Annotated in this window: 19 protein-coding genes and 2 tRNA genes; 15 read left to right on the forward strand and 6 right to left on the reverse strand. The window is 67.7% G+C overall.

The features are described 5' to 3' along the window. Window positions 1-5 precede the first annotated feature (5 nt). The 5 genes from A0O31_RS08940 to A0O31_RS08960 all read left to right on the forward strand — a co-directional run bounded on the left by A0O31_RS08940 (window position 6) and on the right by A0O31_RS08960 (window position 4,894). A complete protein-coding gene (locus A0O31_RS08940) occupies window positions 6-1,043 on the forward strand; it encodes a DUF7146 domain-containing protein (RefSeq protein ID WP_008631018.1) in 1,038 nt (345 codons plus the stop codon). Continuing rightward, window positions 1,024-2,586 carry a YfjI family protein gene (locus A0O31_RS08945; RefSeq protein WP_071677562.1) on the forward strand — a complete coding sequence of 521 codons (1,563 nt, stop codon included), beginning with the start codon at window positions 1,024-1,026 and terminating at the stop codon, window positions 2,584-2,586. Before A0O31_RS08940 ends, A0O31_RS08945 begins: the two co-directional genes overlap by 20 nt. 448 nt (window positions 2,587-3,034) lie before the next feature. After that, window positions 3,035-3,166 carry a hypothetical protein gene (locus tag A0O31_RS13455; RefSeq protein WP_257786032.1) on the forward strand — a complete coding sequence of 44 codons (132 nt, stop codon included), beginning with the start codon at window positions 3,035-3,037 and terminating at the stop codon, window positions 3,164-3,166. Window positions 3,167-3,204: 38 nt separating this feature from the next. Further along, entirely contained in the window at window positions 3,205-4,338 is a 1,134-nt protein-coding gene (locus tag A0O31_RS08955; RefSeq protein ID WP_071677564.1) for an ImmA/IrrE family metallo-endopeptidase, read from the forward strand. Then, window positions 4,325-4,894 carry a DUF4411 family protein gene (locus tag A0O31_RS08960; RefSeq protein ID WP_071677565.1) on the forward strand — a complete coding sequence of 190 codons (570 nt, stop codon included), beginning with the start codon at window positions 4,325-4,327 and terminating at the stop codon, window positions 4,892-4,894. The genes A0O31_RS08955 and A0O31_RS08960 overlap by 14 nt, the downstream gene beginning before the upstream one ends. A gap of 132 nt (window positions 4,895-5,026) precedes the next feature. On the opposite strand, the gene A0O31_RS08965 is transcribed toward A0O31_RS08960, so the two are convergent. The 3 genes from A0O31_RS08965 to A0O31_RS08975 all read right to left on the reverse strand — a co-directional run bounded on the left by A0O31_RS08965 (window position 5,027) and on the right by A0O31_RS08975 (window position 9,811). Continuing rightward, window positions 5,027-7,513, reverse strand: a complete 2,487-nt coding sequence (locus A0O31_RS08965) for a DEAD/DEAH box helicase (protein ID WP_008631027.1) — start codon at window positions 7,511-7,513, stop codon at window positions 5,027-5,029. Further along, complete coding sequence (locus A0O31_RS08970) at window positions 7,510-9,102, reverse strand: site-specific DNA-methyltransferase (protein ID WP_008631028.1); 1,593 nt, start codon at window positions 9,100-9,102, stop codon at window positions 7,510-7,512. The genes A0O31_RS08965 and A0O31_RS08970 overlap by 4 nt, the downstream gene beginning before the upstream one ends. A 346-nt stretch (window positions 9,103-9,448) precedes the next feature. Next, window positions 9,449-9,811, reverse strand: coding sequence for a hypothetical protein (locus A0O31_RS08975; RefSeq protein ID WP_008631029.1), 363 nt, complete (start codon window positions 9,809-9,811; stop codon window positions 9,449-9,451). 496 nt (window positions 9,812-10,307) lie between these two features. Here A0O31_RS08975 and A0O31_RS08980 point away from each other — a divergent pair, with 496 nt between their 5' ends. Together A0O31_RS08980 and A0O31_RS08985 are read left to right on the forward strand one after the other, a co-directional pair. Next, window positions 10,308-10,592, forward strand: coding sequence for a helix-turn-helix domain-containing protein (locus A0O31_RS08980; RefSeq protein ID WP_152024424.1), 285 nt, complete (start codon window positions 10,308-10,310; stop codon window positions 10,590-10,592). Then, window positions 10,573-11,706: a tyrosine-type recombinase/integrase gene (locus A0O31_RS08985; RefSeq protein ID WP_038034998.1), complete on the forward strand. Its 1,134-nt coding sequence runs from the start codon at window positions 10,573-10,575 to the stop codon at window positions 11,704-11,706. Before A0O31_RS08980 ends, A0O31_RS08985 begins: the two co-directional genes overlap by 20 nt. A 99-nt stretch (window positions 11,707-11,805) precedes the next feature. On the opposite strand, the gene A0O31_RS08990 is transcribed toward A0O31_RS08985, so the two are convergent. Further along, a tRNA-Arg gene (locus A0O31_RS08990) sits at window positions 11,806-11,882 on the reverse strand. 164 nt (window positions 11,883-12,046) lie between these two features. On the opposite strand from A0O31_RS08990, the gene tkt reads away from it, so the two are divergent. Genes tkt through rpe form a run of 3 tightly spaced genes read left to right on the forward strand, consistent with a single transcriptional unit; the run spans window position 12,047 to window position 15,160 of the window. Further along, window positions 12,047-14,002 carry a transketolase gene (gene tkt / locus A0O31_RS08995; protein WP_071677566.1) on the forward strand — a complete coding sequence of 652 codons (1,956 nt, stop codon included), beginning with the start codon at window positions 12,047-12,049 and terminating at the stop codon, window positions 14,000-14,002. A 55-nt stretch (window positions 14,003-14,057) separates the two neighbouring features. Then, complete coding sequence (locus A0O31_RS09000; RefSeq protein WP_071677567.1) at window positions 14,058-14,489, forward strand: phosphate-starvation-inducible PsiE family protein; 432 nt, start codon at window positions 14,058-14,060, stop codon at window positions 14,487-14,489. 20 nt (window positions 14,490-14,509) lie between these two features. Further along, complete coding sequence (gene rpe / locus A0O31_RS09005) at window positions 14,510-15,160, forward strand: ribulose-phosphate 3-epimerase (RefSeq protein ID WP_071677568.1); 651 nt, start codon at window positions 14,510-14,512, stop codon at window positions 15,158-15,160. Between the two features lie 32 nt (window positions 15,161-15,192). On the opposite strand, the gene A0O31_RS09010 is transcribed toward rpe, so the two are convergent. Further along, a tRNA-Pro gene (locus tag A0O31_RS09010) sits at window positions 15,193-15,269 on the reverse strand. Between the two features lie 56 nt (window positions 15,270-15,325). On the opposite strand from A0O31_RS09010, the gene A0O31_RS09015 reads away from it, so the two are divergent. The 5 genes from A0O31_RS09015 to A0O31_RS09035 are packed head-to-tail and all read left to right on the forward strand — an operon-like array spanning window position 15,326 to window position 20,783. Continuing rightward, window positions 15,326-15,643 (forward strand): cupin domain-containing protein, encoded by a 318-nt coding sequence (locus A0O31_RS09015; protein WP_071677569.1) that lies wholly within the window; start codon window positions 15,326-15,328, stop codon window positions 15,641-15,643. A gap of 42 nt (window positions 15,644-15,685) precedes the next feature. Further along, window positions 15,686-17,857 (forward strand): ATP-binding protein, encoded by a 2,172-nt coding sequence (locus A0O31_RS09020; RefSeq protein WP_071677570.1) that lies wholly within the window; start codon window positions 15,686-15,688, stop codon window positions 17,855-17,857. Window positions 17,858-17,867: 10 nt separating this feature from the next. Further along, the gene (locus A0O31_RS09025; protein WP_237258994.1) at window positions 17,868-18,230 is read left to right on the forward strand and encodes a response regulator transcription factor; all 363 of its coding nucleotides are present in this window, start codon (window positions 17,868-17,870) and stop codon (window positions 18,228-18,230) included. Beyond that, window positions 18,214-19,347, forward strand: a complete 1,134-nt coding sequence (locus A0O31_RS09030) for a HEAT repeat domain-containing protein (protein WP_071677572.1) — start codon at window positions 18,214-18,216, stop codon at window positions 19,345-19,347. Before A0O31_RS09025 ends, A0O31_RS09030 begins: the two co-directional genes overlap by 17 nt. Continuing rightward, on the forward strand, window positions 19,347-20,783 hold the full coding sequence (locus A0O31_RS09035; protein ID WP_071677573.1) for a glycosyltransferase family 2 protein: 1,437 nt from the start codon (window positions 19,347-19,349) through the stop codon (window positions 20,781-20,783). The genes A0O31_RS09030 and A0O31_RS09035 overlap by 1 nt, the downstream gene beginning before the upstream one ends. Here the strand turns inward: A0O31_RS09035 and A0O31_RS09040 are convergent. Beyond that, on the reverse strand, window positions 20,739-21,911 hold the full coding sequence (locus A0O31_RS09040) for an MFS transporter (protein WP_071677574.1): 1,173 nt from the start codon (window positions 21,909-21,911) through the stop codon (window positions 20,739-20,741). The genes A0O31_RS09035 and A0O31_RS09040 overlap by 45 nt on opposite strands. Window positions 21,912-21,945: the final 34 nt, after the last annotated feature.

A 21,945-nucleotide genomic window follows, 5' to 3' on the forward strand; every position in this document is an offset into this window, starting at 1 on the left:
GCACGATGAACCCGGTGCCCGCCGGTACTCGCACCCTAGGCCCCGAGGGGGTCCTCGAGCACATCCTCTGGGCCACCCGGGCCCGCCCCTCGGGCCAGGGCCGGTGGATCGGCCATTGCCCCGCCCACGAGGACCGGGATCCCTCTCTCTCCATCCGCCTCAGCCCCGAGGGGCGGGTCCTGTTGCATTGCTTTGCGGGCTGCCCCACGGAGGCCGTCCTCGAGGCCCTGGGCCTTTCATGGGGCGCACTTTTCCCCGACTCCCACGAGGAGCCCTTGGGGAGGGTTTTTCGCCGCGTTCGGCCCGCGCCCTCTCCCCGCCCCGAGCCCCGACCGGACGAGGGGCGGCGGAGGCTCCTCGAGGCCATCTGGGCCCGGGCTGTCCCCCTCGACCGCCCCGGCGCGGAGCTGGGGCGGCGCTACCTCGAGGCCCGGGGCCTGAGCCTCGAGGCCGTCCTCCCCGGCCTCCAGAACCTCCGCCTCCACCCCGGCCTGGAGTACCGGGAAGGGGAGGAGGCCTTAGGGACTTTTCCCGCCCTCCTCGCCCGGGTGGAGCACCCTCAGCACGGCTTAGTAGCCCTGCACCGGACCTATCTGAGCCCGGACGGGAGGGGGAAGGCCCCGGTGGGGAGCCCCAAAAAGCTCAGCCGGGCGGTTCTCGAGGGCGGCCTGAAGGGGGCGGCCATCCGCCTCTACGCCCCTGGGGGCGGGGTTTTGGCCGTGGCCGAAGGGGTGGAGACCGCCCTCGCGGTGCGCGAGGCCGCGGGCCTTCCCGCCTGGGCCGCCGTGAGCGCGGGGGGCCTCGAGGCGTGGGAGCCCCCACCCGGGGTGGGAGAGGTCTTGATCGCGGCTGACGGGGACGAGAGGGGGGTGGAAGCTGGGAAAAAACTGGCGAAGCAGCTTTTGGCGCTTGGGATCGCGGTGAAGTTGGCCGTGCCGCCAGACGGCACGGACTGGCTTGACGTGCTGGCGGCGAAAAAGCGCGCGGGGCGGGTAGAGGCCGCCCCGGGAGAGGAGGAAACTGATGCTCAAGGAACACTCTAAGGTTTTGAACGGCGTTTCGCAACAGGCTGACGGCTTCGACCCCGAGAAGGCCCTCGAGGCCCTGCGCAACGTGCCCTACGTGCGGCCCGAGGACGTGGACGATTGGCCAGAGCCCCTGCCCCTGTTCCGGGAGGCCGACCCGCCCGAGCCCTACCCCCTCGAGGCCCTCGGGCCCCTGGAGGGCGTGGTGCGGGAGGCCCTGCGCGTGGTCCAGGGCGCGGAGGCCCTGACCGCCGCCGCGTTCCTCGCCGGGGCGTCCCTGGGGGCCCAGGGCATCGCCAACGCCGTGGTGGACGGGCGGACGTACCCGGCGAGCCTGTTTTTCCTGACCGTGGCCGACTCGGGGGAGCGCAAAACGGAGTTGGACCGCCTCGCCCTCCTGCCCGCCCGGGCGTGGCAGACCGCGAAGGCGGAGGTTGCCGCCTTGGCCGAGGAGGCCTGGCGCGCGGAGCGCGAGGCCTGGGAGGCGGAGCGCCGGCGCATCCAGGGGGAGAAGGGCCTCTCCCGGGAGGAGCGGGCCGAGGCCCTGAAGGCCCTGGGCCTCCCCCCGGCCAGGCCGTGGAGCGGGTTGTGCCTCCTCTCGGACGCTACCACTGAGGCCATCGTGAGCGCCCTGGCGGACGACTGGCCCAGCGTGGGGCTGTTCGCCTCCGAGGCCGGCGTGTTCCTGGGCGGCCACGCCATGAGTAAGGAGAAGCGGCTCTACACCATCTCCGTCCTGAGCCGCCTCTGGGACGGGCAGGGAGTGGAGCGGGCCCGGCAGGGGGACGGGAAGCGCCTCCTCCTCGGGAGGCGGCTGAGCGTCCACCTGGGCATGCAACCCGAGGTGGCCCGGGACCTCCTCGAGGACCGCCTGGTGCGAAACCAGGGACTCTTGGCGCGCTTCTTCACCGCCTGGGCCCCCCAGGTGGGCCCCCGGCGCTACGTGGAGGAGGACCTGACGCGAAACCCCGCCTACATCGCCTACCAGGGCCGTCTGGACGCCCTCCTCGAGGCCACCGCCGGGAACGTCCGGGACGACCCCGAGGCCCGGGTGCGGGGGCTGGAACTCCCCAGCCTCCCCCTGCACCCCGCCGCCAAGCGGCTGTACGTGGCGTTTTTTGAGCACCTGGAGGCGCAAAAGGAGGAGCTTGGGGAGGCCCGGGCGTTCGCGGCCAAAACGCCCGAGCACGCGGTGCGCCTCGCCCTGGTCCTGGGCCTCTTCGAGGATCCGTCTCTCACCCGCCTGGGCCCCGAGCACATGGAGCGGGGCATCGCCCTAGCCGAGTGGTACATGCTGGAACACCGGCGGCTGATGGAGGGGGCCCGGGTGCCCGAGCCCCTTCGGCGGGCCGCGCGCCTCCTGGAGTGGCTGCGGGAGCGGGCGCGGGGGGGCGCGTCGCCCATCGCCACGCCGGACGTGGTGCGCTACGGTCCCCGGGCCGTGGGGCGCACCACCCAGGCCGTGCGGGAGGCCCTGCGGCTCCTCGAGGCCCACGGGTACGTTCGCGTCCATCGGGAGGGGCGCAGGGAGGTCTGGGAGTTGAACCCCCGGGCGCTTTGAGCGGGGGGTGGCTATAGTGGCTACTTTGGCTACTGAACCCCATGAGCGCCGTCCAGGACGGTAAAAAAACAGTAGCCACCCCCTGGCTACTGTTGGCTACGGAATGGCTACGGTCCTGAGGATCCCTACCCCGGGGCCCCGGCTACCGTAGCCGACCGTAGCCACAGTAGCCACTCCGTAGCCACCCTGTGGCTACTGTATTTTCCCCGTCCAGGACGGAGAAAACCCCTCTCAGTAGCCAAAGTAGCCACCGTAGCCATAGCCGCGTGGAGGAGGTCGTATGGGGTACCAGCGGTTTCGGCCTGAATGGGTAGTGGAGCCCCCTGTTGCGCCAGAGAGCCGCACCGAGAGCGAGGAACCCCATCGGGCGGTGCCTGTCCGGCCCACCGGGCGCGAAGTCCGCGCCGCCTGGTTTGCCGCGCCGCCCCGCCCCCTCCCTCCCGAGGTCATGCGCAAGGTAGGGGCGGTCTTGGAGATCCACGGCGTTCAGGGGGCCTGGAACATGGCGGGCAACCGCCTCCCCCCGGAGGAACTTGCCCGGCTCCTCGAGGCTTTGGGAGAGGGCACGTTGCCAGCGTAAGGCCGGGGGTAGAATGGAGTCCCCTAGGGGGGGCCGGGATGAAAACGGTAGAGGTACCCATCAAGCCAGAAACCCTCCGGTGGGCCATGGACTGGGCGGGCCTCGAGGCAGAAAGCCTCGCCCGGAAGGTCCAGGTCAAGCCGGAGAAGGTGGAGCGCTGGCTAGAGGGGAAAGAGAAGCCCACCTACCCCCAGGCCCTGAAGCTGGCCCAGGCCCTTCATTTGGGCTTGGGGCACCTCCTCCTGCCCCCGCCCGAGGTCAAGCTTCCTTTGAGGGACTTTCGTCGGGGAAGAGGGCGGCAAGCCCCCCCAAGCCCGGAGCTCCTCGAGGCCTACCACGACGCGCGACGTAAGCAGGAGTGGTGGCGGGAGCGCAAGGGGAAGCCCCTTCCCTTCGTGGGAAGCGGCAAGGGCGCTTCCCCGGCAGAGGTGGCCCGCGAGATGGCGACCTTCCTGCAAGTGGAAGCCTTGCGGAGAAGGGCCCGGGACCATCAAGGCTTCCTCAAGGCCCTTGCGGACAGGGCGGAAGCCCTTGGGGTTCTGGTCCTCCGGCAAGGGCACGTGGGCACCCACACCCGGAGGACCTACGACCCGGAGGAGTTCTCCGGCTTCGCCCTGGTGGACCCCGTGGCCCCCGTGGTCTTCCTGAACGCCCGCGAGCACCCTTCCCGCCAGGTCTTCACCCTGGCCCACGAGCTGGCCCACGTGTGGCGGGGAGAAGGGGGACTGGAGGGCGGGCTGGAGGAAGAGGCCCGGGACGAGGTGGAGGTCTGGGCGGACCACGTGGCCGCGGAGCTTCTGATGCCCGAGGAGGAGTTTCGCGCGGCTTGGAACGGGCACCTTCCCCCCTTGGAGGCCGCCCGGGAGGCTTCCCGGCGCTTCTTCGTGAGCCCGAGGGCCGCCCTGGAGCGGGCCTTTCGCTTGGAACTTGTGCACCGGGAGGGGTACATGGAGGCCCTCGAGGCCCTGCGGAAGACCGCGCCTCCCCGTCCCAGGAAGGGGGGCGGGGACTTCTGGAAGACCCTGGTGGTCCAGAACAGCCCCGCCTTCGTGCGGGAGGTCAGGCGGGCGGCCCTAGAAGGGGAAGTGGACGCCAAGGACGTGGCCTTTCTCCTCAATGTGGACCTCAGGACGGCCTGGGCCTTCCTGGAGGGCAAGGGTGTACCTACTTGACGCCAACGCCATCATCACTCCCTTCGTCCCAGGCTTCCTGGAAGCCCTGGCTAAGGCCCTCGGGAGATCACCAGAGGAGGCCAAGGCCCATCTGGAGGCCTGGTTCCGGGACGGAATCAAAAGGGGCATCCTTCGGCTAGGGCGCGAAGTGAGGGACGAGATCTTGCGAAAGCGGGGTCCGGGCCATGACCTCCTGAAGTCCTTAGACGGGCAGTACAAGCTTCTGGAAGTTACCGAAGCTTTTTTTGACGCCTTGGAGAAGGTGGCCCACTTTGTGAGGGAACACTATGCCCCTGAGGACGCTGAGCCTTTTCTCCGAGGCGCTGACCCGACCCTGGTGGCCCTGGCCAAGGTCCACAACCTCACCCTGATTACCCAGGAAAGGCACGTGGTGCCCCAGCTGGACGGGGCGAGTGGCCTAATCACGGGAAGGCCACGCCTACCCTATGTGGCCTTCGCCTTCGGGGTGCGGTGCGTGCCCTTGCTGACGGCTCTCCTGGAGGTCCAGGGGCAGGCTAGCCTTCCTCAGGCTCCAGGCGAGGCGGGCGGAGGGTAATCGGTAGCCCATCCCTCGAGGCCCCGCCCGAACCGGTTCTGAACCGCCCTTCAATCGCCCGAGGCGCCGGAGGTCTTGGGCGGGCTCCAGGCCCCCCTAATCCTTCCGCGTAGGACTCGGAGCCAAGCGGGGTCAGAGACGGGCCGCTTGGCGGAGGGCATCAAGCTCTTGGAGGGTGCGCACCATGAGGAAGCGGTTGCCCGTCTTCCGGGCCCAGAGCTGGCCAATGGCCTCCTTCTCGTAGGTCTCGGGGGTGTGCGCCAGGTGCGCCCCCTTGTACTCCACCACGAGAAGGGTCCCGTTCCGAAGCTTGGCCAGGAAGTCCGGGAAGAAGGTGCCACCGGGGTAGGGCAGGCGGAAGGCGTGGCGCCAGGTGGGGTAGTTGCGCACCCAGAACTCCACCTCGTCTAGCTCGTCCAGAAGGCGGGCGCACTGGAACTCCTCCGTGCCGTCCTCGAGGTCGGCGATGACCGGGAAGAAGTGCTTGCGGAAGACGTAAGCCCCCCGGTAGGGGTTGGACGGGAAGTAGTCCCCCTCCAACCGCAAGGTGAGGGTCCCCAGGCTGGCAGGAGGGTTCTTCAAGAGGCGCTGAAAGACCTCCTTTCGGGCCGCTTCCCGGTGGGCGCGGATCTTGGCCTCCAGGAGGTCTCTGAGCCGCCGCTTCTCCGCCACCAGATCCTCTAGGGCGAAGCCCCGCTCCAGAAGCCCCCCCAAGGCCCTGTAGAGGAAGGGCAGGGTCTCCTCCTGGGGCAGGTCGGGGTGGGGGATGTGGCGGTCCAGCCAAAGGGCGAGGCTTTCCAGGGTCCAGCCCACGTGGGGACCGAACAGCCTCCCCGCCCGGTCCAACCCCTCCAGGCGGGCGATGCGCACCCGGCCCCCCTCCAGGCCGATCTCCCCCCTCACCCCCAGGGGCCCCGGGACGAAGTCCACGTGGGCGTCCCGACCCGCCAGGCTCCACCCCTCCTCCAGAAAGTGCTCGGCCTCCAGGGGCTCCCCGTGCCAGGCGAGGAGGGGTACTTCCAGGACCCTGCCCTCCTCGGAGGGGGTGCGAACGGTTTGTGGAAGCTTGTCCCGGTCCTCCTCCTTCAGCCCCTCGCGGAGGATGGCCTTTTCGCTAGGGGTCAGGGGCTCCTTGAGGACCAGGGTTTTGGTCTTCGGGTCGTAGGCGATCTTGGACCCTAGGGACTCCAGGACCTCTGGCTTGGGATGGGCTTTGAGGGGCACGCGCTCCTCCAAGCCCAAGCCCACGGCGTACACGGCCCGCTCGGCCTCGTAGCGCTCAAACCCCTCGAGGACCAGGGCTTCCCGGAGGGTGTTGGCCGCCTCCCAGAAGTCCTCGGACACGGCGAAGGCGTAGGCCCGGTTGAGCTCCTCCCGCTCCTTGGGCCTGGCCCCCGGCATCCGCAGCACCCGGCCCAGCACCTGTTCAATGGCCGTGGACGACTTCAGGGAGCGCACCGAGGCCAGCACGTAGGCGAAGGGGCAGTCCCATCCCTCCTTGAGCTTGTCCACGGTGATGACGTAGCGCACGGGGGAGGAGGGAGAGAGGAGGTCCTGGCCCGTGAGGTCGTCCCGTTCCCCCGTGGAGACCGCTATCTGTTCTTCCTTTACCCCGAGCTCCAGGAGGAAGGAGCGGACCCTTTCCCAAGTGAAGGGGTCCTCGCCACGTTTGGGTTCGGCCTGGATCAGGAGGATGGGGCGGAGGTACTCCCGGCTTCCCTCGGCCAGGGCCTCGAGGTCCTTCCGCTTGGCCAGGGCCGCCTGTAGGACCGCCTCCCGGTCCTTCAGCACCACGAGCTCTATGGGCAGCTTGATCATGCCCTCCCGGTGAAGCTCGTGGGCCGTGGCGGCGAAGAGGACGTTGGAGTCCTCCCGGGGCGTGGCGGTGAACTCCAGGATGACCCCGGGCTCCAAGCGGGCCAGGGTGTCAAAGGAGAGGGGGGTGCGGGCGTTGTGGGCCTCGTCCACCACCACGATGGGACGCATGAGGCGGAGGAGGTTGGCCAGGGAGTACCGCCCCACCCCTTCCGGGGGCGAGGATGCCCCTTCCGGAAGGGCGGTCTCGAGGTTCCCGAAGACGGCCATGAGGTGGCCGTTGTCCTCGTAGACTTTGCGCCCCTCGGTTTCCTCCACCCGGAAGGCCTGGAGGGTGGCCACCAGCACCAGGCTGACCGCGCCTACGTCCCCGGGAGTCAGGGCCAGGGCCTCCCGTAGGTCCATGACCCGGACCTCACCCAGAGCCCCCTCGAGGGCCTGGCGGTAGGGATGGCGGGGGTCCTTCAAAGCCCGCAAGGTCTGCTGGCGGATGGCCTCCGTGGGCGTGAGCCAGACCACAGCGGGGGCGTCTTGGCCCAGGAAGCGCCGGGCCGGGGCCAGGGCGTGGGCCGCCAGGAGGGTTTTGCCCCCGCCCGTGGGGATGCGGAAGCACACGTAGGGGATCCCCTCGAGGCCCACCGGTTCGTAGTAAGGAGGGGGGTTGTCCAGATACCTCCCCGCCACTTCGCGGTAGGCCTGGCCCAAGGGGTTGGGAAGGCCGGCGTCCGCGTGAACCCTTACCCGGTGGAGGAAGTCCTCCAGGGCCTTCAGGGCTTCCTCTTGATAGGCCTTCAGCTTCATCATGGAGCCACCTCGTAAGGGATGTGGCGGAAGGTGATGCCCAAAGCCTTCAGGGTGGCGGGGCTCAGGCGGCAGGAGGTGCCGTAGACCACCTTGGGGCCGTCAAAAGGGGGCAGGTGGGCCAGGACCTCCCGGGTGAGGGCGTTTCCCCCCTTGGGGGACTTGTCCTTCAGCACCCCGTTGTAGAGGAGGTAGACCGCCACCCCGCGCTGGGACACGCCTAAAAGAGGGGGGGTGAAGGTCTCGGGCAAGGGCTCTCCCGTCTCCCGGTAGTAGACGTACCGGGCCAAGGTGAGGTAGTCCACCCCTTCCCGGATGCGCCCGTCTGGGGTGAAGAGGGGTTCCCCCAGGCGCAGGTACCGGAAGCCGCCCCCATGCGTCCTGGCGGCGTACTCCAGGCGCTTGCGGGTGATGTTCTGTGCGATCCCAGGGTCCAGCTCCACCAGGATGAAGCGCCGGTTACCCCCGTCCTCGGCGTTTTGCTTGAGCACCGCGTGCCCCGTGGTGCCGCTACCGGCAAAGGAGTCCAGGACGATGTCCTCGTCATGGGGGTTCGTGGCGATCTGCAGGATGCGCTGGAGGAGCCGGGTGGGCTTGGGGGTGGGGAAGTCCTCCCCTGCCAGGATTTGGCGCACCTCTCTGCGGGCCTCCTGGGTATCCCCAACGTCTTCCCGCAACCAGAGCGTGGTGGGCACCATGGCGGCCTGGACTTCACTTAGAAACTTCTTTAGCCTGGGTCTACCCCTACCATCTTTCCCCCACCAGATGCGATTTTCCTTCAAATGGCGCTCGTGTTCCTCACGGGAAAAGGCCCAGACCCGGGTAGGAGAGGGCCAGATCTCCTCGCCGGTGTTGGGGTTGACGATGGGGTAGTAAAGGTTGGGCCGCTCGTCTTTGGTTTTTGCGCACGTGTAATCTACCGACTGCCAAGGACCTCTCGGATCATCGTCCGGGTTTTGGTACCGGGCCACCTTCGCCGGCGTAGCGGGGAGTTTGTTCAGAGCCCATCCCGCAGGGTCGTCCCGGTTGGACTTTTTTCGCTTGGCGTAGACCAGGATGTAGTCGTGCATGTCGGAGAAGTAGGTGGCATCGTTTTGAAGCGAAAACTTCTTTTGCCAAATCACCGTGGCCACGAAGTTTTGAGGCCCAAAAATCTCGTCTAGGAGCATCCTCGCCCGGTGGACCTCGTTGTCGTCTATGCTCATCCACAGGCTTCCGTCCTCCCGCAAAAGCTCGTGGAGGAGCCTGAGCCTGGGATACATCATGGAAAGCCACTTGTCGTGCCGGGAGAGGTCTTCCGCTTCCGGGCCTACCACCTTCTTCAGCCAGGCCTGGATTTCGGGGCTGTTCACGTTGTCGTTGTAGACCCAGCCTTCGTTGCCCGTGTTGTAGGGGGGATCTATGTAGATGAGCTTCACCCGCCCCCGGTACTCGAGGAGGAGGGCCTTTAGGGCCTCGAGGTTGTCCCCCTCCACCAAAAGGTTCTCGCCCTCGCCGTAGGAGAGTTCGGGCACCGGGGCGAGGATGCGGTAAGGGACTTCCAAGTGGTGCCGCACCACCGCCTGCTTGCCGATCCACTCCAAGGCTGGCATGAGGAAGAGTATATCCCCAGGTATAATGGAACCATGCCACAGCAAAGCCCGGTCTATCCGGTGCCCACGCGCATCTACCACATCACCCACCTGGAAAACCTCGAGGGCATCCTCGTTTCATGCGAGACGACCTCCTCAAAGCCCCGGTGGAAGCCCTGGTCAACAGGGTGAACACCGTGGGGGTCATGGGCAAGGGGTGGCCTTCTTGAAGCGGGGGGCCCTCCGCCCCGAGGAGTGGCGGGACCGGCTTCCTAAACCGCCCGCCAACGTGGCCCAGGAAGCTTAGGCCACTCGCGCCCGCGCCTTCCCCGACTCCCGGGAAACCGCCCCGGGAGCTGTGCGTTGGCTACCGCATCCGGGGCAGGGAAGGCGGGACCATGTCCGGGTCGTTCACCACGTAGGCTTCCTCGTGAGGGGGCATGTAGCTGTGGGGCTCGTAGCGCTCCCCCCAGGCCACCTTCTGCTGGTAGTGGCGGATGGCCGCCCTCCAGAGCTTCTTCCAGTCCCCCTTCCAGTAGGCGGCCAGGCGCTCCCGGGCCACGGGGTCGTCCGCCTCCCCCTGCACGGGGGAGTCCTCCCCGTAGGCCTCTTGCAGCCAGCGCTTGATCCACCACCAGTAGGGGCCGAAGGCCACGTAGCTCATGGGGTCCATCCTCAGGAGCGTGGCCACCCCCTCGAGGAGCTCCTTTCCTGGTCCTTCCTTAAGCACGGCGGGCCTCCGTCACCAGCTTATACCAGAACTGCTCCAGAGCGTCTTTGATGGCGAGGCGGCTCCGGAGGCAAACTCCCAGGGAGGGTGGCCCACCTGCGGGAGAGGCGGAGGGCGAAAGGGGAACGGGATAAGGACCGTTATCCGTTGACAGGGGGGAGCGTCGGGGCATACTGAGGACGTGCCTGCGCATGGGCTCGCGCGCCAGACCCTGAAAGCCAAGCCTTCTACCTCGGCTTTGTGGGGCTTGGCGCGGCGTGGCACGGCCCGGCATGGCGAGGCGTGGCCCGGCGTGGCGCGGCTGGCGCGGTAAGGCCAGGCCTTGCGCGGCGACCCATCCGCACCACAAGCCTGCCTCTCTTGCGCTTGGCGAGGGAGGCAGGTTCTTTTGCTTGCAGGGGCTTGAGGGGCGGTCCCTTCTTGGGCAGGTGCTCCCTTCCCACACCCCCCTGGGCCACCTGTGCTTTAGCTCCACAAGAGTAGTCTAGTAAAGCAGTTGATTGATATAGTAGACTATCGGACAATGGGGCGGAAGCGCATTCGGTTCCGACTGCGGGAGTACCTGAAGGAGCGGGGGCTCAGCGTCTACAAGCTGGTGAAGCTCGTGCCCGAAATGCACCCGTCTACGGTCTACGCGATCGCCGCAGGTAGGATTGAAAGCGTTAGGCTCAGCACACTCGCCCAGGTGTTGGAGGGCCTCGAGCGGCTCACGGGCGAGCCCGTGGACCTGTGTGCGCTCCTGCGGGTAGAGGAGGTGGAAGGTGCCGAAACGGGGCGCTAAACCGCGCCGCCACGCCTCGGGCCTTTGGGAGGTCCGGGTGTATGTGGTGGAGGACGGCAAACGCGTGCGCCGCTCCTTTTACGGCAAGACGGCCAAGGAGGCGCAGGCGAAGGCGGCGGAGTACCAGGTCAAGCACCGGCTGGGACTCATCCCCAAGCGCGACCCCCGGACCTTTGCCGAGTTCGCCCAGGCCTGGCTTGAGCGCAAGGCCCGGGTGCGTGGCCCCACCACCATCCGGGCCTACGAGAGAGAGTTGCGGTACCTGCTGCCCACCCTGGGCAACAAACGCCTCCAGGACATCGTCCCAAGCGACATCCGCGCCGCTCTTGACGCCCTGGCCCGCAAGGGGCTTTCCCCCAGGTCGCTGAGGAAGGTCCTGGAGCGGGCCCGGGCCGTGTTCCGGGAGGCCCTGGCCCTCGAGCTGGTGGCGCGGGACCCCACCGCCGCCGTGCGGGTGGAGGTCCCCTCAAGGCCCCCCGTGGGCCGCGCCCTCGAGCCCCACGAGGTGGAGGCCTTGCTCCGGGCCTTTGACGCGTGGCCCACTTGGGAGGTGGGCATGGCCCTGCGCCTCTGCCTTGCCCTGGGGCTTCGCGCGGGCGAGGCGCTGGCGCTCCGGTGGGAGGACGTGGACCTCGAGGCGGGGGTCCTCCACGTGCGCCGGGCGTGGACTGCGATGGGCGGGCGGGGGGTCCTCACCGAGCCGAAGACGCCCTCCTCGAGGCGGAGCATCCCCATCCCCCACGCCACCCTGGCCCGGCTTCGCGCCCGCTACCAGGAGCTCCTCGAGCTGGGGATCCCGCCCGAGGAGCTCAGGTTGGCCTGGGTGTTTCCGGGGCGGACGGGGGGGCCCCTGAACCCCCACACCCTGGGGCACGCCTTACGGAAGATGACCACCCGCCTGGGCCTTCCCCCCATCCGTGTCCACGACCTTCGCCACACCTACGGAAGCCTGCTCCTCGCCAACGGAGCCCCCCTTGAGCTTGTGGCGGAGCGCATGGGCCACGCAAACCCCAGCATCACCCTGGGCATCTACCGCCACCTCTTGGCCCACGAGCGGGCGGCCTGGGTCGTGGACCCCGAGGAGCTGACGAGCCGGCCCAGGGGGCAAGCGTAGGGGGGCACATGAGGGGAGCTTGGCGCTATGGGGGTAGAACATGGGGGTAAAAAAGGCCCCGCCCACGCTTCCGTGGGCGGGAGGATTGCGTCCTGGTGCTGGTGCGCCCGGAGGGATTCGAACCCCCGACCTAGGGCTTAGGAAGCCCCCGCTCTATCCTGCTGAGCTACGGGCGCCCACGCCCTTGGGATTTTAGCACCCCTTGGAGGCCATGGCAACCGCCCGGGGTCCGGTATAGTCTTTCGCGGGGGATAAGGGGGTTTTCATAAGTCCCCCTTTATGCGCCAACGCCCCAGGCTTCCTTGCGCTTTGGCTCGGGGAAGCCTACCCTGGAGGGAACATGACCAAGACCCAGGACCTCACCGCCCTATCCGTGAACGCCATCCGTTTCCTGGCGATGGATGCTGTGGAAAAGGCCAAAAGCGGCCACCCGGGGATGCCTATGGCCATGGCCCCCTTGGCCTACCTCCTCTTCCGGGAGGTGATGCGGCACAACCCCCTGGACCCCACCTGGCCCAACCGGGACCGGTTCGTCCTTTCCGCCGGCCACGGGTCCATGCTCCTTTACGCCGCCCTCCACCTCACGGGGTACGATCTCCCCCTAGAGGAAATCCAGCGCTTCCGCCAGTGGGGCTCCAAGACCCCAGGCCACCCCGAGCGGGGGCACACCCCAGGGGTGGAGGTGACCACGGGGCCCTTGGGCCAGGGGATTTCCACGGCGGTGGGCCTGGCCCTGGCGGAGAAGAAGCTCGCCGCCGAGTTCAACCGCCCTGGGCACACCGTGGTGGACCACTACACCTACGTGCTGGCCTCCGACGGGGACCTGATGGAAGGGGTTTCGGGGGAGGCGAGCTCCTTGGCGGGGCAGTGGGGGCTTTCCAAGCTCATCGTCTTTTGGGACGATAACCGCATCTCCATAGACGGCCCCACGGACCTGGCCTTTAAGGAGGACGTCCTCCTGCGCTACCGCGCCTACGGCTGGCAGACCCTAAGGGTGGAGGATGCCAACGACCTGAACGCTCTCCGCCACGCCCTCAGGCTTGCCCAACTGGACGAGCGCCCCAGCCTCATCGCCGTGCGGAGCCACATCGGCTACGGCTCTCCCAAGCAAGACTCCCCCAAGGCCCATGGGGAGCCCTTGGGCCCGGAGGCGGTGGAGGCCACCCGCAAGAACCTGGGCTGGCCCTACCCGCCCTTTGTGGTGCCCGAGGAGGTTTACCGGCACATGGACCTGCGCGCCCAGGGGCGGGCCTGGCAGGAGGCTTGGGAGGGGGCGATGGAGGCCTACGCCAAGGCGTACCCCGAGCTCTACCAAGAGCTTCTTCGGCGCCTCCGTGGGGAGCTTCCCCCCTTGCCGGAGGAGCCTCCCGCCTTTGACAAGCCCCTCGCCACCCGGGCGGCAAGCGGCAAGGTCCTGGACCTCCTCGCTCCCCGTATGCCCGAACTCTTGGGGGGTAGCGCCGACCTTACCCCTTCCAACAACACCAAGGCCCAGGGTATGGAGGACTTCTCCCCGCAAAACCCCACGGGCCGCTACCTGCGCTTTGGGGTGCGGGAGCACGGCATGGGGGCCATCCTCAATGGGCTTAACCTCCACGGGGGCTACCGGGCCTACGGGGGCACCTTCTTGGTCTTCTCCGACTATATGCGCCCTGCCATCCGCCTCGCCGCCCTTATGGGAACCCCCACGGTCTTCGTCTTCACCCACGACTCCATCGCCCTGGGGGAGGACGGGCCCACCCACCAGCCCGTGGAGCACCTAATGGGCCTGAGGGCCATGCCGGGGCTTTGGGTGATCCGCCCTGCCGACGCCTACGAGACCTTCTACGCCTGGCAGGTGGCCCTAAGGCGGAAGGAAGGCCCCACCGCCTTGGTCCTCACCCGGCAGGCGGTGCCCCTCCTTTCCCCCGAGAAGGCCAAGGGACTTTTGCGGGGCGGGTACGTTCTGGAAGACGCCGAGAAGCCCCAAGGGGTGATTTTGGCCACGGGGAGCGAGGTCCACCTGGCTTTGAAGGCTAAGGAACTCCTAGGGGAGCGGGGCGTTGGGGTGCGGGTGGTAAGCCTGCCTTGCCTGGAGCTCTTTGAGGCCCAGCCCGAGGAATACCGCAAAGCGGTCTTACCCCCAGGCCTTCCCGTGGTGGCGGTGGAGGCGGGGGCTTCCTTGGGATGGGAGCGGTACGCCCACAGGGTGGTGGGCCTGGACCGCTTTGGGGCGAGCGCCCCCTACCCTGAGGTCTACGAGCGCCTGGGCTTTACGCCGGAGCGGGTGGCGGAAGTCCTTCTAGAGCTGGTGTAATCACACGAGCTTTTCCCTCCTGGGCAAGGGGTGTCCTCGGGGTTACCCTTTCCTCATGGAGGGGTTTTACCGCTTTTTTCCCCGCGCGGAGGCGGTCATTTATCTCTTCGCGGGGATATTGGTTGTTTTGGGTGCAGCCTACCTTTTGGCCATGGCGGTGGTGGAGGGGGTTGCGCTTCTCCTGGGCGGTGAAGGGGGCAAGCTGGCCGTTTTTCTTTTGGATCGCGTTCTCCTTGCCTTGATGATGGCGGAAATCCTCTACACCTTGGTGCGTTTTGCCAAGGAGGGTCAGCTTCAGGTGGAACCCTTCCTTATCATCGGGGTGATTGCGGGGGTACGGCGCATCTTGGTGGTGACAGCCGAAGGGCTCCAGAAGTTTCCCTTTTCCCTGGACCATCCGGGTTTTCAGGCGGTTTTGGCTGAACTTCTCCTGCTTTCCCTGATGATTTTGGCTTTGGCCTTGGCGTACCGGTGGGTGCGCCGCTAAGGAGGGGGTATAGTTTTTTCGTGCATTTCGCCGCTTCTATTCTCACGGCTGATTTCGGTAGGTTGAGGGAGGAGATCCAGGAGGCGGAAAGGGCGGGGGTGGACTGGATCCACCTGGACGTGATGGACGGGGTGTTCGTGCCCAACCTGACCTTTGGCCCCATCCTGGTGGAGGCGGTGCGCCGGGTCACGGCTTTACCTCTGGACGTGCACCTCATGATCGTGCACCCCGAGCGCTACCTGGAGGACTTCGCCCACGCAGGGGCGGACCACATCACCGTGCACGTGGAGGCCACCTACCACCCCCATCGGGCGGTGGAGCGCATCAAGGATTTGGGCAAAAAGGCCGGCCTCGCCATCAACCCCGGAACCCCCCTCCAGGCCTTTGAGCCCCTTTTGCCCTACCTGGACCTGGCCCTCCTCATGACCGTGAACCCGGGGTTTGGCGGGCAACGGTACATCCCCACTTCCACCGAGCGGATCCGGGGGTTGAAAGCCCTTAGGGACCGCCTAAACCCCGGCTGCCTCATTGAGGTGGATGGGGGGGTGAATGCGAGGACCGTGGGAGAGGTATACCAAGCGGGTGCCGATGTGGCGGTGGTGGGTAGCGCCCTTTTCAACGGGAGGCCCGTGGCGGATAACCTTCGGGCTTTGCGCGAGGTCTTGGAATAAACCATGGCCCCGCCTTTGGGCGGGGCCTTTTTTGGTCGGGGAGGCCGGATTTGAACCGACGACCACACGCACCCCAAGCGTGTGCGCTACCAGGCTGCGCTACTCCCCGGCGCGCAAAGGTTAGTGTAGTGCCCCAAAAGGGCTTCGTCAAGTAGACTGGGGCCCATGGAAATCCGGGACCTCAAGCGGCTGGCCCGCTACAGCCAGGAGAAGATGGTGAAGATCCCCGTATTTGACTCGCCATACCTGCTCTACGACCTCTACGCCCTCCTCCCTGGCCAGGCCCAGAAGGTGCACGCCCATGCGGGGGCGGACAAGGTCTACTTGGTGCTGGAGGGGGAGGTGGTGGTGCAGGTGGGGGAGGAGGAGGCCCTTTTGGCCCCGGGGATGGCTGTGCGGGCCAGGGAAGGCGAGCCCCACGGGGTGCGGAACCAGTCGGCAAGCCCCGCCCTCCTCCTGGTGGTCATGGCCCCAAAGCCCTAGGCCTTCACATCCCCTTCAAACCTTCGGGCTAGGCTGAGGACGATGCTCCAAGAGCACCCCCCCACGGACCTAGCCTTTTTGGCCGAGCTTTTGCGCCGGTACCCGGTGCGGGTGGCCTTCCGGGGGGAGGTGTTGCCCGAGCCCCCCCTGCGGGGGGAGAAGCTTTGGGAGGAGGGGGACCTGGCCCTTTACTGGGAGGGTAGGCCTCCCTCGCCCCAGGTCCAGGAGGCCCTGCGCCTCCTCCTTCGGGCGTTTCGGGAGCTTTGGGAGCTTCGGGAAAGGGAGCTGGCCCTGCTTAAGGCACAGGGGGAGACGGCGAGGCTCCTTGGCCTACTCCTCCACGAGATAAAAAACCCCCTCATGAGCGTCTTGGGGGCTTTGGAGCTTCTCCGGGAGACCGAGGGCCTGCCGGAAGAGGCTTTGGAGCTTCTGGAGATCGCCGAGCGCTCCGCCCGGCGTATCCGGGAGCTTTTGCAACGGGCCCAGGAGTACCTGAGCCTGGGCCAGGGGGTGCGGCTTAAGTCCGAGCGGGTGGACCTGAAGGCCCTCCTCTTGCAGGCGGTGGAGGAGGTGCGCCCCCTGGCCCGCAGAAAGGGCCTGGCCATCCGCCTTTCCCTGCCCCGGCGGGAGGCTTGGGTCTACGGGGACCGGGACTGGCTCTACCAGGCGATCCTCAACGTCCTGAGCAACGCCGTCAAGTACACCCCAGAAGGGGGAAGGGTTTCCGTGCGGCTTCTTGCGGGCGCGGACCGCTACGGCATAGCCATAAGCGATACCGGGCCTGGCATACCCGAGGAGGAGGCGGAGAAGGTCTTTGAACCCTTTTTCCGGGCCTCCACCCGGGGGGAGGCGGAGGGGACGGGGCTGGGCCTCGCCTTGGTGAAGCGGGTCCTCGAGGCCCATGGGGGAGAGGTGCGCCTGAAAAGCCGCCTGGGCCGGGGGAGCACCTTCCTGCTCCTCCTCCCCCGGCCCCGGCCTGGGCAGCGGGCTCCCGTGGGGAGGCTTCTTCTCCTCATGCTGGCCCTCATCGCCCTGGCCCGGCTTCCCGTTTACCCCGCTCCCTTGGGCTCCCGGGCCTTTGGGGAGGTGCCGGCGGGGGAGGTGGTGCGGCTTAAGGGGCTGGAGCTCGCCTTTAGCCCCGATGCGCAAGGGGAGGCCCGGCGTTGGCGGAGCCTCTGGGGTGGGGGGGAGCGGGTAAGGGTGGCCTTGGAAAGGGGCGGGGTGGAGGCGGTGCGGGAGGGGAACGCAAGCCTCGCCTTCGCCACCCCCGAGGGGGAGCTAAGGCCCACGGGCACCCACCTGCGCCTTTCCCGGGAGGAGCGGAGTAGGGTTTCCCTCTACCAGGGGCGGCTTTCCCTGGGCCGGGAGGCCCTGCCCGCCGGGGAGGGGGCGGTTTTGGGCACGGGGGTGCGGCGGAAACTCCTCCCCGCTCCCCTGGTGCGGCCGGCGCCGGGGGAGGGGGGAGAGGTGGTCTTCCGCCTCTTGGGCCCGGAAGGGGCGAGGGGCTTTTTCGTGGAGGTGCGGAGCGGGGAAAAGGTGCTCCTTTCCGCCCGGACAGAGGAAGGGTTTTTCCGCTACCTGCCCGAGGCGGACCGCTTAAGCCAGGTGCGGGCTTTCGCCCTGGACGAGGCGGGGCTTTTGGGCTACCCTTCGGACCCCGTACCCTTTCGGGAGCGGTATAGCTTGTACCAGGGTAAAAGGCGCTTGCCCAAGGACCCCGCTGGGGCGGAAGCCTTCTTGCGCAGGGCGGTGGCCGTCTTTCCCGACGACGCCGAGGCCCTTGGGGAATTGGCCTTCGCCCTCTACCTCCAAGGCCGCCACGCCGAGGCCAAGCCCCTATACGAGCGGGCCTTGGCCCTCTTGGATAGCCCCGATATCCGCGTGCGCTACGGGCGGCTCCTTTACCATATGGGCCGCTATGCCGAGGCGGAGGAGAGCTACCGCCAGGTGTTGGCCGAGGATCCGGGCAACCTGGATGCCCGCTGGGGCCTCGCTGAGGTGGTCTTGGCCCTAGGGCGGGCCAGGGAGGCGGAGCTTTTGGCCCGGCAGGTGCTTTCCCTAAAGCCCGACTACCCCTTGGCCCGCTTCACCCTGGCCAAGGCCCTGCTGGAGGTGGGCAAGAAGGAGGAGGCCCGGCGCCTCCTTGCGGAGGAGCTTCGCCGCAACCCCGACCCCGAGGTGCGGGCCCTTCTGGAGCGCCTATCCGGGGAATAAAATGGCCTCCGTGGCCCGGGTTTTGGTGGTGGAGGATGACCCCGCCGTGGCCAAGGTCCTGGAGCTTGCCCTTAAGCGGGAGGGCTTCCAGCCCCACCTGGTCCGGGACTACCCCTCAGCCCTGGCGGTTTTGGGGGAAGACTGGGACGCCATCCTTTTGGACCTGAACCTCCCCGGGGGGTTCGGTCTGAACCTCCTGCGCCACCTGCGCGGGACCCTGGGGAAGCGGACCCCGGTGCTGGTCCTTTCGGGCCTAAGGCAGGAGCACCACGTGTTGGAGGCCCTGCGGGCGGGGGCGCAGGACTACCTGACCAAGCCCTTTAGCCCAAAAGAGCTGGTCCTTCGCTTGGAGCGGTATGTGGCGTCCCGGTGAGGGGCTTTACGCCCTGGTGGTCTTCCTGGTGGTCCTCCTCGAGGCCCTGGCCTTGGGGTATCTGGTCCTCACCCTTACGGCGCGCCTCTTTGGCCTTCTTGGGTATGGGGAAACGCTGGGCGCCCTTCTCCTTGGCCTCGCCCTCACCGGGCTCGCCCTTGTCCTCCTGGGGGCCTATGCCCTCCTCTACCACGCCTACACCGCTTGGCGGGAAGGCCAGGAGGAAAGACTCCGGGAAAGATACCTGGAGCGCTTCGCCCAGGCCCTCCTGGAGGGGGGAAGTCCGCCTCCTTTTCCTTGGCCCAAGGAGGCCTTCGCCGCCCTTTTGGCCTTAAGGGAGAGCCTGAAAGGGGATTTGGGCCAAGCCCTCCTTCCCTGGCTCCGCCTGGGCTTACCCCGTTGGGAAAGGGCCTTGAAGGGCCCCCTCGCTTCCCGGGCCCGCCGCCTCGAGGCCCTGGACGCCCTGGCCCAGGCCCGCCTACCCGAGGCCTTTCCCCTCGTCCTCCCCTACCTGGCCCACCCGGACCCCGTGCTGCGCCTGGCGGCCGCCCGGTCGGGGGCCCGCCTCGTGGGGGAGCAGGACCTGGAGGCCTTCGCCGAGGCCTTGTTGCGGGCGGCGCTCCCTCGGGGGGCGCTCTTGGAGGTCCTCCTCCTCTTGGAGGGCCGGGCGGAGCCGGTGGTGCGGCGCCTTCTGAAAGCGGGGGGAAGGGAGGAGGTGGGGGCGGCCTTGGAGGCCCTGGGCCGGCTCAAGCTCCACAGCCTGGCGGAGGAGGCCCTAGCGTTTCTCCACCACCCGGACCCCGAGGTGCGGGCGGCGGCCATGCGGGCCCTTTGGCGCCTGGAATACCCTCCTTTGGGGCACGAGGAGGCGGTGCTCGCCGCCTTGGAGGCGGAGGAGGAGTTCGTGCGGCTTCAGGCGGTGCGCCTTCTTCCCCTCCTGGGGGAACCCTTGGCCCGGAGGGCCTTGTGGAGGGCCCTCTCCGACCCCTCCTTCTACGTGCGCCGGGCGGCGGCGGAGGCCCTTAAGGCCTTGAACCCGGCCCTCCTGGAACGGGCGGCCGAGGCCCACCCCGACCCTTACGGCCGGGCCATGGCCAAGCAGGTTTTGGGGGCGTGATGGAGACGCTTCTTGGGCTTCTTTTCGCCTATCAAGTCTTTATCCTCTACTACTTTGCCCTTTTGAACTTACTTTACGCTTACTTCGCCCTAAGCGGCCTCGCCATGGTGGCCCGTTACGCCCGGGAGCTTTCCGAGGTGGCCCTGAAGGACCTCTTGGAGCGGGAGGCTTACCTGCCCGTTTCCATCCTGGTGCCCACCTACAACGAGGAAAAGACCATCGCCGCCGCGGTGGGTTCCTTCCTCGCCCTGCACTACCCGGAGTTTGAGGTGGTCGTGGTGGCGGACGGGCCCAAGGACCGGACCCTCGAGGTCCTAAAGGAAGCCTTCCGGCTGGTGGCGGTGGACTGGGTCTACCGCCGGGTGCTCCCGAGCAAACCGGTGCGGGGGGTGTACCGCTCCCTCCTCTACCCCAACCTCCTGGTGGTGGACAAGGAAAACGGAGGCAAGGCGGACGCCCTGAACGCCGGGCTCAACTTCGCCCGCTACCCCCTCTTCTGCGCCGTGGACGCCGATAGCCTCCTGGACGCCCAGGCCCTCCTCAGGGCGAGCCGGCTTTTCCTGGAGGACGACCGGGTCTTGGCCGTGGGGGGCACCATAAGGCCCCTGAACGGGGCCGTGGTGCGGGGCGGGGTGGTTAGGGAGATGCGGCTACCCCGGGGCTTCCTGGAGAAGATGCAGGTGATTGAGTACGCCCGGGCCTTCTTTATGGGGCGCGCCGGCTGGAGCGCCATGAATGCTCTCCTCATCATCTCCGGGGCCTTTGGGGTGTTCCGCCGGGAGGAGGCCCTCCGCGTGGGGGGCTACCGCACGGACACCGTGGGGGAGGACATGGAGCTCGTGGTGCGCCTGCACCGCCGCGCCCGGGAGGAGGGGCGGGCGTACCGCATCCTCTACACCCCGGACCCCATCTGCTACACGGAGGTGCCCGCCGACTGGGCCACCTTGCGTAAGCAGCGCAACCGCTGGCACAGGGGGCTTTGGGAGGTGCTTGGGCACCACCGGGCCATGCTCTTCAACCCCCGGTACGGGCGGCTTGGCCTCGTGGCCATGCCCTACTTTTTCCTCTTTGAGGCCTTGGGCCCGGTGGTGGAGGTGCTGGGCTACGCCCTTCTTCCCGTCTTCTGGCTTCTGGGCCTCCTGAACGCCCAGGTGGCGGGGCTCTTCCTGGCCCTGGCGGTGGGGTATGGGGTGCTCCTTTCCCATCTCGCCGTGGGTATGGAAACCCTGCTCCTCAAGCGGTACCCCCGGCTAAGGGACAGGCTTTGGCTCCTCTTCCTGGGGTTCCTGGAGGCCTTGGGCTACCGCCAGCTCCTCGCCTGGGAGCGCTTTCTCGCCACCTTCCAGGTGTGGCGTAAACGGGGGGTCTGGGGGGAGATGCAGCGGAAAGGCCTAGAGGCGCCGGAAGGCCAAAGCCACCAGGAGCCGAAGGCCTAACGAAACCAGGATGGGCAGGTGGTAAGGGCTAGGCCCCACGCCTAAGTGGGCGATGCTTCCGGCAAGGAGGCTTCCCGCAAGCCCCCCGAGCCCTAGGGCGAGCCAAAAGAGGGCCAGGTAGCCGCCCCGCACCTCCTCGGGGGCCCGGGCGAGGGCGGCGTTGGCCATGGCGGTGCTTAGACCGCTCCAGGCCAGGGCGTCGGCCACAGCGGAAAGCCAGATGGGCCAGGGGAAGGTGGGGGAGCCTAGGAGCCACAAAGCGGGCATCAGGGCCCCCACTAGGCCCGCCCGGAAGAGGACCACGCCGTGCCCTTCCCGGTCGGCGAGCCGGCCCCAAAGGGGGCCAAAGAGGAGCCCAGAGGTGGCGGAGAGGAGGGTCCAAAGCCCCACCTCGGCCATGGAAAGCCCGCCCACCTGCACGAAGTAAGGGACCACGAAGGGTCCCCCCACCATCACCGCCCCGTACCAGAGGAGGACGCAGGTCAGGTAAAGGCGGTAGGCCTGGTCGTGGAAGGCGGCCCGCAAGGCGGTGCGGGGCGGAGGGGGGGAAGGCGCTCGGGGTTCGGTCTGCAACCGCAAAACCCAAACGGAGAGGAGGCCTGCGCCTACCCCCAAAAGGAGCACCGCTTGGTACCCCGTGGGCGAGGGGAGGGTGTCCGCCACCAGGCCGCCCAGGGCGTTGCCTAAGGTACCCACCAGGCCCAGAAGGGCGTTTCGGAAGCCGAAGTAGCGGCCCCGCCTTTCTTGCGGCACCAGGTCCGCCATCCAGGAAAGCCAGAGCACCCCCACCGGGGCGGCGAGGAGCTGGGAGATGGCGGCGAAGAGGAGAAGGCAAGGCATCCTTAGCCCTTCGGGCAAGAAGGGGGCCAGGAGGGTGGGCAGGAAGAGGAGGCGGGAGGCCAGGTTGAGCCGCACCGCCCAAGCCTTCTGGCTTCCCCGGAGGAAGGGAGCTAGGGGGGCTGTGAGTTGGGCGAGAAAGGGCAGGGCCTCCAGGAGGGCCAGGGCCAGGGGCGGGGCCCCTAGGGCCAGGGCGTACCCGATGACGAGGACGTCGGTGCTCCAGTTGAGGAAAAGGACGGCCAGGGTTCCTTCCCAGATGGAGAGGCGCAGGGAGCGGTCCGGTTCCACCTGCCTATTATCCTTGAACCGGGTAAAATCCCTC

Origin of the sequence: Thermus brockianus (assembly GCF_001880325.1) — a bacterium.
GTDB classification, from domain to species: Bacteria; Deinococcota; Deinococci; order Deinococcales; family Thermaceae; genus Thermus; species Thermus brockianus.